General features: G+C 61.9%; 14 protein-coding genes. All 14 read right to left on the bottom strand.

Annotated elements, in window-relative coordinates:
* Positions 1-23: 23 nt before the first annotated feature.
* Positions 24-608, bottom strand: a complete 585-nt coding sequence (locus L610_RS19235) for a transglycosylase SLT domain-containing protein (protein ID WP_051473164.1) — start codon at positions 606-608, stop codon at positions 24-26.
* Positions 544-1,956, bottom strand: coding sequence for a flagellar hook-length control protein FliK (locus L610_RS19230; RefSeq protein WP_144706968.1), 1,413 nt, complete (start codon positions 1,954-1,956; stop codon positions 544-546). The genes L610_RS19235 and L610_RS19230 overlap by 65 nt, the downstream gene beginning before the upstream one ends.
* Positions 1,953-3,125: a chemotaxis protein MotC gene (locus L610_RS19225; protein WP_144706966.1), complete on the bottom strand. Its 1,173-nt coding sequence runs from the start codon at positions 3,123-3,125 to the stop codon at positions 1,953-1,955. The genes L610_RS19230 and L610_RS19225 overlap by 4 nt, the downstream gene beginning before the upstream one ends.
* Complete coding sequence (locus L610_RS19220; protein WP_144706964.1) at positions 3,122-4,339, bottom strand: MotB family protein; 1,218 nt, start codon at positions 4,337-4,339, stop codon at positions 3,122-3,124. Before L610_RS19220 ends, L610_RS19225 begins: the two co-directional genes overlap by 4 nt.
* Positions 4,336-5,019, bottom strand: a complete 684-nt coding sequence (locus tag L610_RS19215; protein WP_024847945.1) for a hypothetical protein — start codon at positions 5,017-5,019, stop codon at positions 4,336-4,338. Before L610_RS19215 ends, L610_RS19220 begins: the two co-directional genes overlap by 4 nt.
* The gene (fliF, locus tag L610_RS19210) at positions 5,016-6,680 is read right to left on the bottom strand and encodes a flagellar basal-body MS-ring/collar protein FliF (RefSeq protein ID WP_144706962.1); all 1,665 of its coding nucleotides are present in this window, start codon (positions 6,678-6,680) and stop codon (positions 5,016-5,018) included. Before fliF ends, L610_RS19215 begins: the two co-directional genes overlap by 4 nt.
* A gap of 111 nt (positions 6,681-6,791) precedes the next feature.
* Complete coding sequence (locus L610_RS19205; protein WP_024847947.1) at positions 6,792-7,790, bottom strand: flagellin; 999 nt, start codon at positions 7,788-7,790, stop codon at positions 6,792-6,794.
* Between the two features lie 145 nt (positions 7,791-7,935).
* On the bottom strand, positions 7,936-8,859 hold the full coding sequence (locus tag L610_RS19200) for a flagellin (protein ID WP_024847948.1): 924 nt from the start codon (positions 8,857-8,859) through the stop codon (positions 7,936-7,938).
* 243 nt (positions 8,860-9,102) lie between these two features.
* Positions 9,103-10,032, bottom strand: a complete 930-nt coding sequence (locus tag L610_RS19195) for a flagellin (RefSeq protein WP_024847949.1) — start codon at positions 10,030-10,032, stop codon at positions 9,103-9,105.
* Between the two features lie 282 nt (positions 10,033-10,314).
* The gene (locus L610_RS19190) at positions 10,315-11,253 is read right to left on the bottom strand and encodes a flagellin (RefSeq protein ID WP_024847950.1); all 939 of its coding nucleotides are present in this window, start codon (positions 11,251-11,253) and stop codon (positions 10,315-10,317) included.
* Between the two features lie 204 nt (positions 11,254-11,457).
* Entirely contained in the window at positions 11,458-12,198 is a 741-nt protein-coding gene (gene fliP, locus L610_RS19185) for a flagellar type III secretion system pore protein FliP (protein ID WP_024847951.1), read from the bottom strand.
* Entirely contained in the window at positions 12,195-12,683 is a 489-nt protein-coding gene (locus L610_RS19180) for a flagellar basal body-associated FliL family protein (RefSeq protein WP_024847952.1), read from the bottom strand. Before L610_RS19180 ends, fliP begins: the two co-directional genes overlap by 4 nt.
* Positions 12,684-12,695: 12 nt before the next feature.
* Positions 12,696-13,418, bottom strand: a complete 723-nt coding sequence (gene flgH / locus L610_RS19175; protein WP_024847953.1) for a flagellar basal body L-ring protein FlgH — start codon at positions 13,416-13,418, stop codon at positions 12,696-12,698.
* Positions 13,415-13,954 carry a MotE family protein gene (locus tag L610_RS19170; RefSeq protein ID WP_024847954.1) on the bottom strand — a complete coding sequence of 180 codons (540 nt, stop codon included), beginning with the start codon at positions 13,952-13,954 and terminating at the stop codon, positions 13,415-13,417. The genes flgH and L610_RS19170 overlap by 4 nt, the downstream gene beginning before the upstream one ends.
* Positions 13,955-13,959 lie beyond the last annotated feature (5 nt).

Genomic DNA, 13,959 nt, shown 5'->3' with positions numbered 1-13,959 from the left:
CTCGGAACGACAGCGAAAAGCAACTATGAGTTGCAGAACTTTCGTGCTTCGGGCGTCCAATTTCCGAAGCCCGTGGTGACCAGATTCGTGATCACCCGACAGATGTAGCGCTGCTGTGCAGGGTCGTTGTTGGGGCCCGCATGATAGCGGGCAACAGCCATCGCCCATGAGTCGTGACGCTTCTTCAGGTCGGCCAGGAAGCGGGCCGCGTAGTCGACGTTCCGCGCAGGATCCAGCATTTGCCTGACGCCGGAAAACTGTTGGGAATGATAGTGATAGTTGATCTGCATGCAGCCGAGATCGATCAGCTTCTTGCCTTCTCTCCGCGCGCTTTCAAACGTGCGGACGGCGTCCTGCGGTGAGCGCGGATAGACGGCGCGTCCCTCGATGTTGAGCGCCCAGGCGTAGAGGCTGCCCTTTCGGCCGGTCTCCGTCAGCCCCACGGCGTAGAGAACGCCGACCGGCACCTTGTGCCGCACGGCGGCACGCAGGATTTCCGCCTCGCAGCGCGCCGTGCTTGCAACTGCGGCTGTGGTGAAAACGCTAGATGTAAATGCCGCCAGAAGAACGATCAGCCACCTGGTCGCTCTGGGCAATGCCTTCCGCATTTCCACCTGCCGTCCTGCCTCTTTCCTGGCCGTTGCCTGCATGGTCACCCTGCTTTGCCGCCTGGTCGAAAGCATCGCTGCCGCGGCTGTCGGTATTGGCCTGCTGGTTGCTCGCATTCGCGCTCGACGGAGACTGCTGGATGATCACCCGGTCGACGTCGTAGCCAACAGCGCGCAGCGCCTTCACGATGGCGTCATGATCGCTTGAGAGGCGTCTGTGGGCCTCGCTCGACTGGACCTGGATTTCAATCGCAAGTTGTTCTCCGGTGGCCGTCAAGCGGGCCGTCACCATCCCAAGTTCCAGGGGGTTCAGCTGGATCTTGAGGGTGCTCGTTCCGGACTGGGCGGCGGTGCCCGGAGTGGCTCCAAGGGAAGCTGTACCAACGAGTGCCTGACGCCATGTCGGCTCGGCATCGATGGCCGCCACGACACCTGCGGAGGTTACGCTGAGGGTCTGGCCCGGAGACGGAGCCATGGCCGCGCTGAAGCCGACGACATCAACCTTTCCGGCGAGTTGTGCCGACTGCCCCTGCAGAGGCAGCGTCGTCTTGGGACGCGTTGACGATGCGTCGTCCGATGAATTGTTGGCGACCTGCGTCGGAGATGCGTTGCCCTGCTTGACCGGCTCGTCTGCGGCCGCCGGTTGTGCTTGCCCGGGCCGTTCGGCGGTCGCGACCGTCTTCTGCTGACCGCGATTGCCAGCGCCGCGCTCCCCGCTTCGCTGCTGGTCCTGCGACGCGTTGTTCGCAATTTGCACGACCGAGGATGCGGTCTGCGTCATGGCAGGCTTTTCGCCAGTGCTCGCCCTCGGCTCGGAAACAGGTTCTCCCGCATCAACGGCTTGTTGCTCGACGTCCGGGGCAGCGACACTCTCCTTCGCGGCCTGCTCGGCGCGTTCGCTCACCCTCGCCAGCGCATCAAGCAGCTTGCGCGCGGGGTCCGGCTTGCCGGACAGCCCGTCATCGCCAGCGTCGGCCTGAACGGGCGGCACATCCCCGTCGAGCGACGGCTGAGGCTTGTTGGCGGGATCTGGTGCGTCGGTCAGCAGCAACGCGAGTGCAGCTTCGGCATCTGATTCTGTTTCCTCGTCGAGCGCAGGGGCACCGTCCAGTACGGGGGCATCCCCCTCAGACTCCTGCGCGGCAGCCGTCGACGAGTTCGACCAGGTCGGCTTTGCCTCGGCGGCCTCGGCTTTCCTGCGGTTGCCCTGCGACGGGCGGTCTTCTGCGGCTGCCGGCGCGAGGAGATTATCGAAGCTCTTCGCGTCCTCATCTCCCTGCGAGCCGCGGGCAGCTGGCTGACCGGCGGTGGCAACGGCTAGACCGGGGAGGGCAACGGTCATGTTCATTGTGCTGTCTCCTCAAGGAGCTTGTCGATCGCCTGAAGCCGGGCACGCGTCGTCTCGACGATGCCGCTCGTATCCTCAGGTGCATCTTCCGCCTCCGGCTGTTCGAAGGCGGGCAATGCTGTTGGCTTCACGGGCGCCACGACTTCATTTGCGACCGTCTTGGCAGCCTTGAGCAGCGCGCGATCCTTCTGGGTCAGGCCGCTGCCATCAAGGCCTTCAAGACGGTTGAGCGTCTCTGTGACGGCGTCGGACGTCACCGTGGAGATGCTGGAGTACAGTTCGGCACGCGGGTCGCTTTCTGCCTCCGAAGGCGGGTACTCGCTCGCGCGTTTCGAAGCATAGGCCAGAAGCTGCTTGTCGCCGTCGATTGCGGCCCGGCGCGCGAGTCGCAGATAGATCGTGCGTGCCTGCTCGCCGGTCATCCAGGCGATCGTCTGGTCGAGGCCGTTGAGGTCGAGTTCGCTGCGGAGTTCGACGACGCCGGCGATGAAAGCCTCGGCAAACTGCGCCGCATAGGGCGAGCGCAGGAACCGCCGGGCGTACTGCTCCGACACGGCGAGAAATCGCGTTGCATCGCGCTTTGCGACGGCCAGGGACACCGTGCGGCGCAGAGCGGCCTCCTCGATCAGCGTGCCGGGGCCGAGTAGCCGAGCACGGTCGAGATGCGAAATCGCCGCGTCATACTCCTCCGACGCAAGGACAGAGCCCTTAATCAGCGACAGGAAGGCGGAGATCTCGTCCGGATATTTGACCGGATCGATCGAATCCAGCGCAGCGCGCGCCTGGTTTACGTCGCCGACCAGATAGGCGAGGATCCCAGCGCCGGCGTCGCGATCGGCATCAGGCAGCTCCGGCCGGGCGAGGCTGGTCGCAACGGTCGACGGGTTGCCGCCGCTCATCGCGTAGATCATCAGCGCCTGAACGTTGCGGCTATCCTTGAAATCTTCCTCGCCTGCCGTGCGCAGACGCAGGTCGATCAGCTCCAGCAGCTTCTTCTGCATCGGCAGCGAGGCGTGATCGCCGCTGGCGATGCGGTCCTGCACCAGCTGGAGCGAGCGCACCATCTGGTATGGCTGGAGTCCCGTATTTTGGGTGTCCGCCGTCGCATGCCCCACCCAGCAGATGCCGAGGGCAAGAGCCCGCAGGATCTGGCAGGAGCGCCTCATCATCCATCGGTCTCCAGCAGGATCTCGATGCGGCGATTGCGGTCGGAGAACGGGTTTTCCGGATCCTTGAGCTGGCGGTCGGCAAAGCCCGCGACTTCCTTCACACGAGCCTCGTCGAGGCCGCCGCGCACCAGCATGTAGTAGGCCGTATGCGCACGCGCGGTCGACAGGCGCCAGTTGTCATAGGACTGGCTGCGGAACGGGCGCGCGTCGGTGTGGCCATTGATGCGGATCTTGCCGGGATGCTCGTTGAGCGTCTTGGCGATGCGCTCCATCGCGCGCACGAGTTCGCCCTTCGGCACGGCCGAGCCGATCTCGAACATGCCGTAGTTGAGCTCGTCGGTGACGGAGATCGCGACGCCCTTGTCGGTCGCGACCACGTTCAGAGCCTTGTTCAGTTCGGAATCCTTGCCGAAAGCCTCACGCAGCTCGCGGCTGATCTGCTCCGCCTGCTTCACCACTTCCTGGCTCGGCATGGCTTCGGCGGCCTGTTCGGCCTGCGCGGCAGCAGCTTCGCCGACCGGCTCGTTCACCGGTAGCTCGTCGGATGACTCGGCTGTAGCAGTTTCTTCCTGAGGCTGTTCATCCTCGTCGCGCTCACGGAAGGCCTCGATCTCTTCTTCGTCGAGGGGTTCGCCGATCTCCTTGGACCAGAAATCAGGTGCAAACGGGTCGCGGTAGGACTCGCCGCCCTGCGCGCCGGTTGCCGGGCCGGAAGTCTGCGCGCCGCCGTCGCCCTTGGCCGACACGTTCTGCAGCATTGCCGTCTGTGTCGCGATCTCGGCAAGGACGGCGTAGGGATCGGAGAACAGGTGTTCGTCGGACGTCTGGCGCGTTTCCGCCATGTCCTTCGAATTCGCGAATTTGGCCGGGCCGGCCTTCTGGTCGAAGGTATCGAGCGGATCCGTCGCGGCCTTCTCCAGATCGGTGCTGACCTCTTCGCGCGCAGGTGTGGTTTCGTCCGGCTCTTCCAGGCCCTTGCTGCTCGGCGCGGTGTCGGTCAGCGCCATTGGGTTGAAATAGCTGGCAATCGACGCCTTGGTTTCCTCATTGGTGGCGTTGATCAGCCACATGACGAGGAACAGGCACATCAGTGCCGTCATGAAGTCAGCGAACGCGATCTTCCACGCGCCGCCGTGATGACCATGATCATCGTGTCCGCCACGACGAACGATGACGATCTCGCCGTGCCGCTGGTCCTGGTCCGCCCCGCTCATTCGATCGCCTCCGCGAGGGCGGCGGACCACTCGGCGAGCCGCGTCTCGAACATGCTGTCGTCAATGGTGACGGAGAGATCCATGCCGATGCTTTCGGTAAAGTCGAACTGCGACGCGTAATTGGGCAGCTTTTCCTTGAGCGCCTCGAATAGGGGTGCACTGCCCGACACCTTGATGCGGACGGACTCCTCGTCATGCAGCGCTTCGGTGATGAGGGAGGCCAGCCGCTCCAGCGAGCGCTCGCGCACGTCCTCGGTAAGCACTGTGCCGAGGATGCGCGCCGTAACGGCCGCCGTCAGGTCGACGACCCGCTTTTCCATGTCCGCGATGGCGGTCTGGATTTGAGCTGCCGTCTCCTCGGCGAGCCGGCGCTCCAGCACCTCGAGTTCCTCGGCATGCCGGTCGCGCTCGAGCTGGAGCGCGTCCTGATGTTCCCTGATCAGGCGTTCGGTAAGCTCCGCCTCCGCCTTGGCGACGGCCTCGGCGATCAGGGCCTCGGTGTCGACCTCCGGGACCGGCGGCAACTCGGGGAAGTCCGGAACTTCGGGTGCCTCGAATGCGGGCGCGGCGAAGTCGATGGGCTCGGGAAACGCAGCCGGCATCGAGAACGGCTCGGCCGCCGCTCGTCGCGGCGCGCCGAAGTCCTTCAGGGCTGCTGCGAGAGCTGGCGAGGCCGTCACGCTGCAAGCTCCTCGCTAGCCCACTTGCGCAGGATCATTGCAGAGCGTTCCTCGTTGAGGTCGACCATCTGCGCCAGGCGATCCTGCGGCGCCGGCTTCAGCTTGAAGCGGATGTCATCCGCCATGTTATCCGGGAACGGGCTGCCGCCATAGCCGATGCCCATACCCAGGCCATCCGCGTCTGCGAGCGGATCCGGCAGCTGCAGGTTGTCCAGCGGGTTCGGCAGCGACAGCTGGAGATCGTCGAAGTTCATGGCATCTGCACCTTCCTTCTTGGTCACGGCGGCGACCAGCGGACGCAGGCCGAACCAGGAGAGGAGGAACACGACGACGATGAAGGCGGTCGCGTTGATGATGGTGCCGAGGTGGCGGCTGAGCGTCTCCATGATGCCCGGCTCGGTCGCCTCGACGCCGGCAAGGCCTTCCATGAACTCGACGGAAGAGACGTTGATCACGTCGCCGCGGTTCGCATCGAAGCCGGTGGCGGACGCCACGACCTTCTCGATCTCGGCAATGCGGTCGGCGACCTGTTCGGGCGTTGCATTCTCGCCGAGGACTGCAAGCAGGCGTTCGCGGTTGACCACGACGGCGATCGACAGGCGCTCGACGGTGTAGCCATTGCTGACGGTGGCGACGCGCTTGGAGTTGAGCTCGTAGTTGGTGGTCTCTTCGCGGCGCTCGCGCTGTTCTGACGAAGCCGGACCCTCGGTCGCCGCCAGATCCTCTTCCGGCAGGTTCTGCTGCACGGTGGTCGGCGGTGCGGACTGGCGCTGGTTCGACTGGTCGTTGGCGCGGACGATCTGGACCGAACGCTCGACGCGCGATTCAGGATCGAAGATCGTTTCCTCGATCTGGCGCATGTCGGTGTTGACGTCGGCCTTGACGCTGGCGCGGAAGTTTTCCGGGCCAAGGTACGGCGCCAGCGCGCGACGGATATTTTCCTCGATCTGGGTCTCGACGGTGCGCTCGACCGTAAGGGAGCGCGCGACGCTGGAGTTGTTCGGATCGTCGCCGGCGGCAAGCAACTCGCCCGTCGCGTTGAGGACGGTGACCTTGTCGGCCTGCAGGCGCGGAACTGCAGCCGCCACGAGGTGACGGATGGCAAGCGCTGCCTTCATGCCTTCGGCGCGGTCGGCGCGGATGACGACCGAAGCGGTCGGCGCCTGCTCCTCGCGGCGAAACGAGGCGCGCTCCGGCATTACGATATGGACGCGGGCGGATTTGATGCCCGTGATCGACTGGATGGTGCGGGCGATCTCGCCCTCGAGCGCACGCACGCGGGTCACCTCCTGCATGAAGGAGGTGAGGCCGAACGAGCCGACATTGTCGAAGAGCTCGTAGCCTGCGTTCGAGCTGGTCGGCAGGCCGCGCTCGGCCAGCAGCATGCGCGCCTGGCCGGTCTTGCCGGCCGCTACCATCACGGACGTGCCGTCGCTCGACACGTCATAACGGATCCCCGCCTCGCTCAGGACGGCGCCGATCTGACCGACATCGTTGCGGTCGAGGCCGACATAGAGCGTCTCGTAGGCGGGACGGTTGAGATAGATCGCAGCCGTCAGCACGACGGCCATGATGATCGCGGCGGCCCCGCCCATCATGGCGAGGCGCTTGGGACCGAGGCCGCGAAGGTTGTCGATGATGGACTTGATCTGCTCAGGCAAAGCTTCATGCTCCGGAAACACCCAGCGGCAACCTAAGCAATGAAGCTTGTGCGAAAATGATTTCGGGCCGCCACGAGGACGGCCCGGGGAAGGGGCGGCTGAAAGCCCAGGTCAGCCCTTGAACAGCGACAGGATGCTCTGGGCGTGCGAATTGGCGATCTGCAGCGCCTGGATGCCCAGCTGCTGCTGAACCTGCAGGGCCTGAAGGCGGGTGGACTCTTCCTCCATGTCGGCATCAACGAGCTGACCGACGCCACGGTCGATCGAGTCCATCAGACTTGAGGCGAACTCCTTTTGCATGTCGATGCGCTTCTTCGCGGCGCCGACATGGGTTGCGGCGTTGGTGAGGTCGACCAGCGTTTCATCGATGACCGTCAGCATCTGCTGCAATTGCGCATCGGTGTAGCCGACGACCGTCAAGCTCGAGACCGCATATCCGTCGTTGGCACCCAGCGTAGCGCCGCCGGCCGGCATAGACGCGGCGTTGGCTCTAATGCCGGTTGTTCCGAGACGCAGGCCTTCGAGTATCCCCTTCGTCTCGTTGGTCGTGGCCGCAGCGTCGTATAGCTTGATGGTGTCGACCTTGATGGTGATCTTGCCGAGGAGGATCGCGCCACTGTTGTCGCGTGAGTAGGAAGACACGATCTCGGTGTCGCGGTGAACGCCGGCTGCCGGATGCCCGTCGGCTACGGCAGAATTGACCGCGAGCCAATTTTGGCCGGAAAAGCTTGCGTTCTCGGCCATCGATTTCAGGAGAGACTTAAAACTCTCAATCTCCGACTGGATCTTTGCCTTGTCGCCTTCGCTTGCCCCAACAGCGGACAGAACCTTTTGCTTAATCTCGTCAACCGTATCGATGATCTTGTTGATCGCTGTGTAGGCCGTGTCGACACGGCTAGCGCCCAGCCCCAGCGAGTCCTGGACCGTGGATAGCACCTTATTGTCCGACCGCATGGTCGTCGCAATGGACCAGTAGGCGGCATTGTCCTTGGCCTCAGCGACGCGAAAGCCGGTGGAAATGCGATTCTGGACCGTCGCAAGCTGCTTGTTGACGGCGGTGAGTGACTGAAGAGCCGTCATTGCGGACGGGTTCGTAATAATGCTCGACACGTTGTGCCCTTCCAGAAATGCAAACCGGTATGGTTAACCATTTCTATGCAGGCATGGTTAAGCAGGCGTTAATCAGTGGTCGGTGCCCCAACGCCAAAAGCCGCGCCCGAGGGCGCGGCCATTCAAATCGCTGTTGCGGGTGAGTTTAGTTCTTGAACAGCGCGAGGATGTTCTGGCTGTTGGAGTTGGCGATCGACAGCGCCTGAATGCCGAGCTGCTGCTGCACCTGAAGGGCGGACAACTTGGCGGATTCCTTCTCCATATCGGCGTCGACGAGTTGGCCCACGCCGCGGTCGATGGCGTCCTGGAGCGCAGAAACAAACTCCATCTGCATATCGATGCGCTTCTTTGCGGCACCGAGTTCCGATGCACCCGTGGAGAGGTCTGCCAGAACCTTTTCCACATGGGTCAACAGGTTGTCGAACTGGGTTGCCTCGTCGCCGCCGCTGACGCCCGCAAGGTTCGTTACGTTCAGAGCGGTCAAGGCGATATTGGAGGTGGTGTTTGTACCGTCCAGTATGCCAGCGGGAGTGGCGTTCGTGTCGAGGAGGCGCACATTGCTCAACGCAATCTCGATTTTTCCCGTCGTAACTGCGCCGCCGGCATCGCGAGTGTAGGATGAGAGGATTGTCAACTTTGCATTCGCGGTGCCGGAATTCGTCTTAAGGATATTCGAACCGGCATAGTTCGCGCCGCTGATATTATCCTCGAGCTGAGCGATGTAAGTCGAAATCTCGCTCTGGATCTTGGCCCGGTCCTCGGCGCTGGCCGTCTTTGCCATCAGGACCTTTTCCTTGATCTGGTCCACGATCTCGATGGCCTTGTTCATCGCCGTGTAAGCAACGTCGACTTTACCGGCGCCGAGGCCAAGATTGTCCTGCAGGACAGAGTTGGCTTTGTTGTCGGAACGCATAGTCGTCGCAATGGACCAGTAAGCGGCATTGTCCTTTGCTTCCGAGACGCGGAACCCGGTGGAAATACGGTTCTGAACGGTAGCGAGGTTTTTGTTGGTAGCAGAAAGGGTCTGCAGCGCCGTCATTGCGGCGGCATTCGTGTTCAAGCTCGACATGGATTGTACGCCCTGTACTTCGTACTCATAAACTACATGCCGGCTAGCCGGCAGATCGGACAGGCGTCATGCCTCCGGAACGAAATTGCGATCGTTCTGTGAGGAAGAGTATGAACAGGAATGGTTAGCGGCTGGCAAAGAAGTATGGTTAACGATTGAATAACGGGCTCCAAAACGAGAAAAGCCGCACCCCGGGGAGTGCGGCTCTTTGTTCTTAGGCTTTACGGTCGTGAGAACGACCGCTTAGCGGAACAGCGACAGGATGTTCTGCGTGTTGGAGTTGGCAATCGACAGCGCCTGGATGCCCAGCTGCTGCTGAACCTGCAGAGCTGAGAGACGAGCCGACTCCTTCTCCATGTCTGCATCTACGAGCTGGCCAACGCCGCGGTCAATCGCGTCGGTTAGGGCCGAGACGAAGTCCTTCTGCAGGTCGATCCGAGCCTTTGCAGCGCCAAGCTCTGCGGCGCCAGTTGCGAGTTTGGAGAGAGCAGTTTCGATGTCAGTAAGAAGGTTATCAAACTTGACGGCGTCCGTTGCACCGGTAGCAGCGGTAAAACCGGCGCCGTCAACTGCGATATTAAGGATCGAGCGCCCAGAAGCGGTGCCGTTAGCGTCCAAGATGCCTGTGTCAGCACCGCTATCGATTAGGCGAACATCCGCAAATGAGACCTCGATGGTCCCCGTCTGTACTGCCCCATTGGTGCCGGTGCGTCCGTACGACGTTAGTACCGACAGCTTCGTGTTTGCCGTATCGGTCGAGCTGGTCTGGATAAGGTTGGAGCCCGCGTAGTTTGCGCCGGCGATGTTGTCTTCCAGCTGCTTAATGTAAGTATTGATCTCGCTTTGGATTTTCTTTCGATCTTCCGCGCCTGCGGTCTTGGCAAGCAGGACCTTTTCCTTGATCTGGTCGACGACTTCGATCGCCTTGTTCACCGCGGTGTAGGCAACGTCGACCTTACCAGCACCGAGACCGAGGCCGTCCTGGAGGACAGAGTTCGCCTTGTTGTCTGAGCGCATGGTAGTTGCGATCGACCAGTACGCAGCGTTGTCCTTGGCTTCGGAGACCCGGAAGCCGGTGGAAATGCGGCTCTGCGTCGTCGACAGGTTCTTGTTGGTAAGCGAGAGGGTCTGCAGTGCCGTCATTGCGGACGCATTGGTATTCAAGCTGGACATGTGTGTACGCCTTTAACTCGATACTCGAACAGCATGCCGGTCAACCCCGGCGAAGTGGCGTGGCATCATGCCAGATCAGTCAGGAAATTATGTCTGTTCCGATCTGCCCCTTATTCGCACTCTGCAATAGAAATATTTACACCGCCGCTAACAAGCATGGTAAACGTCTGATTAATTACTCGCCTGGACTGGTGATATAAAAACAAACCATGACGAAAAACGGCGTCGCGCTCGTGAAAAGCGCGACGCCGCACGTGCTGGTGCTTTGTTATGTCGCTTCCATTAACGGAAGAGCGACAAGATATTCTGCGTGTTGGAGTTTGCGATCGACAGAGCCTGAATGCCCAGCTGCTGCTGAACCTGCAGAGCCGAGAGACGAGCCGACTCCTTCTCCATGTCAGCATCGACGAGCTGGCCAACGCCGCGGTCGATCGCGTCGGTGAGGGCCGAGACGAAGTCCTTCTGGAGGTCGATGCGCGCTTTCGCGGCACCGAGTTCAGCGGCGCCGGTCGCCAATTTCGACAGAGCCGTCTCGATGTCAGTCAAAATGGCGTCGAACGATGCCGCTTCATCGTCTGCATCGTAGTTAGTCAGGCCGCTGAGGTCCGTGACGTCAATATCAAGAATGCTGATACCTTCTGCGCCCTGCTTGTCGAGGATACCCTCCGCGTCCGCACCGGTCTGCACGTCGATAAGCCGGATAGTAGAGTAGTCGACTTCGATGGTGCCGGTCTTCACCGCACCATTTGTGCCGGTACGAGCGTACGATGACAACACCGTGAGCTTCGTATCAGTCGTACTATCGGAGTCGGTCTGAATAAGATTCGAACCAGCGTAGTTTGCGCCCGCGATGTTGTCCTTCAACTGCGCAATGTAGGTGTCGATTTCGCTCTGGATTTTTGCGCGATCTTCGGCCCCTGCAGTCTTTGCCAGAAGGACCTTTTCCTTGATCTGATCGACGACTTCGATAGCCTTATTTACAGCCGTATAGGCAACATCGACCTTACCAGATCCAAGGCCCAGACCGTCCTGGAGGACCGAGTTCGCCTTGTTGTCGGAACGCATCGTGGTCGCGATCGACCAGTAAGCGGCATTGTCCTTTGCTTCGGCAACACGGAAGCCGGTCGAAATGCGGCTCTGGGTGGTCGCGAGGTTCTTATTAGTGAGCGAGAGGGTCTGCAGCGCCGTCATTGCGGACGCATTGGTGTTCAAGCTGGACATGTGTACGCCTTGAAACTCGATACTCGAACAACATGCCGGACCCAGCCGGCGAAGTGGCGTGGCATCATGCCAGATCAGTCAGGAATATCCGTGAGTTCCGATCTGCCCCTTAGCCACGAGTTCTAGGCGCCAAACCCTGCTAAAAGGGTAAGGGATATGGTAAATCTTTAACGAAATTATATGGTTAATAGATGGTGATTCGCGTCACGCAAACGATCGGACCAGGCTGCCCACCAGCAGGTTCCAGCCGTCGATCAGCACGAAGAACAAGATCTTGAAGGGCAGGGACACCACGACCGGTGACAGCATCATCATGCCCATCGACATGGTGATCGTCGCGACGATCAGGTCGATGACAAGGAAGGGCAGGACGATGAGGAAGCCGATCTCGAATCCGCGGCGGATTTCGGAGATCATGAAGGCCGGGATGAGAACGCGCAGGTCGGCGTTCTCGACCGAAATGTCGGTCTGGCCGCGCTCGCGGGCGAGGTCGACGAACAGGTCGAAATCCTTGTCGCGGACATTGGCGACCATGAAGTCGCGGAACGGGTCGGAGATGCGCTGGAGCGCTTCGGCCTCGCCGATCTGGTTGTTGACCAGCGGCTGGACGCCCTCGTTCCAGGCGCGGTCGAAGGTCGGCGCCATGACGTAGAACGTCATGAACAGCGATAGGCTGATCAGGATAAGGTTTGCTGGGGTGGAAGGCAGACCCATGCCCGAGCGCAGGATCGAAAAGACGATGATGAAGCGCGTGAAGCTCGTCACCATGATCAGGATGCCCGGCGCCAGCGACAGCACCGTCAGCAGGCCGAACATCTGAATGATCGTGCCGATGGTCTGCCCCTCGAGCTGCTCGGTGATGCCGCCGAGATTGAGCTGCTGGGCAGCAGCCGGCGTTGCAGCCGCAATGAGAAGCGCGAGCGTCGTGAGGGCGTGACGGATCATTCGAAAAGCAGTGTCCGGATGAGAAGCTGCTTCACCCTGCCGCCGCTGCGGATGGAGGCACGCTCTTCGAGGTCAGTTTTCAGGTGCTGGAAGCCGCTCGCTCCCTCGACCTGGTGGGCCTTGAGGGTGCGCAGGTAGGCGAGGATGTCCTGCTGCACGATCTGCGCGATCTTCGCGTCCGGCTTGCCCTCGAAGACGAGTGCCGCTTCCATGCGCACCCACATGCCGGACGGTCCGGAGAGGTTCGTCATGATGGGCTCGAGATGGACGAGACCGAGCGCGCCGGCTTCTTCCGCGAGCTTGATTCCCTCGGGCGCAGGCGCGGGCTCGATCGCGGCGGGCGCCTGTGGCGCCTTGCTGGACAGGTAGAGCCCCGATCCCCAGCCGATCGCCAAAGCAACAACGGTCAGGCCGGCGAGGACGCCGATCTGCACAATGCGCGAAGGCTCCTTCTTTTCTGGCTGGGTATCGTCGACGATCGCCATTTCGCGTTTCCGTCAGAAGGGCAGGACGTTGTCGAGGAATTGCTGGCCGTAAGGCGGCTGCTGGACCTCGGAGATACGGCCGCGGCCGCCATAGGAGATTCGGGCTTCGGCGATCCGCTCATAGGACACTGTGTTCGCCGCGCCAATATCCGACGGGCGCACGATGCCGGTGATCGTAAGGACACGCATCTCCTCATTCACAAGAACTTCCTGCGTGCCGCTGATGACGAGGTTGCCGTTCGGCAGGACGTCGGTGACGACCGCCGCAATCTGCAGGCGGATGTTCTCCGACCGGGCAATGGCGCCCGAGCCCTTCGAATCGGTCGACGAGTCGACGTCCGCCGACGCACTGCCCGCGGTGCCGAGACCAAGCCAGGTGAAATCGGCGCCAAAGCCGAGGCCGCGTGCAGCCGTGCGCTTGCGCTGCGATTCATTGCTGACGCGGGCGCGGTCGTTGATGCTGATGTCGACGGTCAGGATGTCGCCGGCGCGCAGGGCGCGTGCATCGGTGAAGAACTTCGACTGGCGGTCGTCCCACAGCGAATAGCGGCGGCTGTGGGCCTTGGCAGGTTCCGGATAGGTGTAGACCGACTTCGGGTCGCCGACGCCGTAGCCGACCGGCGACAGCTGAGGCGCGCGGTTGATCTCCTGCGGCGGCGTCGTGTTGCAGCCGGCGATGGCCAGGACCGTCGACAAGGCCAGGAGGTTGAAAAGCGAACGGGTTCCGGTTGTCATGACGGGTCCTGCCTGCGGGTGGCGCTGGCCATAATGGAGGTCAGCGACGCAGCCGCCTTGCTGTCCATTTCATTGAGGATGACGCCTGCCTTGCGCGTCTCGAGTTTCATCAGGATGGCGGCAGCGAGTTCGACCTGCACCTCGGCGAGCCGTTCGGCTGCGGCGTCGGGGCGCATGCGCGAGTAGATCTCGACGAGGTTGTTCTCGGCTTTCTCGAGGAAGTCGTTGCGGCGCTTGAGCCACTCTTCATATTCGGCGCGACGCTCCTCAAGCACCTTGATGCGCTCGTCGACTTCCTTCTGAAGCGTCTCGAGTTCTGCGCGCTGGAGCGCGTAGCGGCGGTCGCGCGCAGCATCGGCGATGTTCGAGCAGAACCGGCGAACGTCGTCATCCATTTCTGTGGTGACCGGGTTGCCGACCAGTGGATCGGAGGTTTCGGCGCCGGCAGGGATAGTGGCGAAGGTGACAACGCCGGCGAGGGCGGCCGTGGCCAGCGCGCCCCTGATCGAGTTGCGGCCCGTGGGGATGAGGGGCATCTTCA

The organism is Aminobacter sp. J44, assembly GCF_007829415.1.
In the GTDB taxonomy this organism is placed as follows: Bacteria; Pseudomonadota; Alphaproteobacteria; order Rhizobiales; family Rhizobiaceae; genus Aerobium.
The sequence above is the reverse complement of the archived record's forward strand: the minus strand, read 5'-3'. Positions and strand labels throughout refer to the sequence as shown.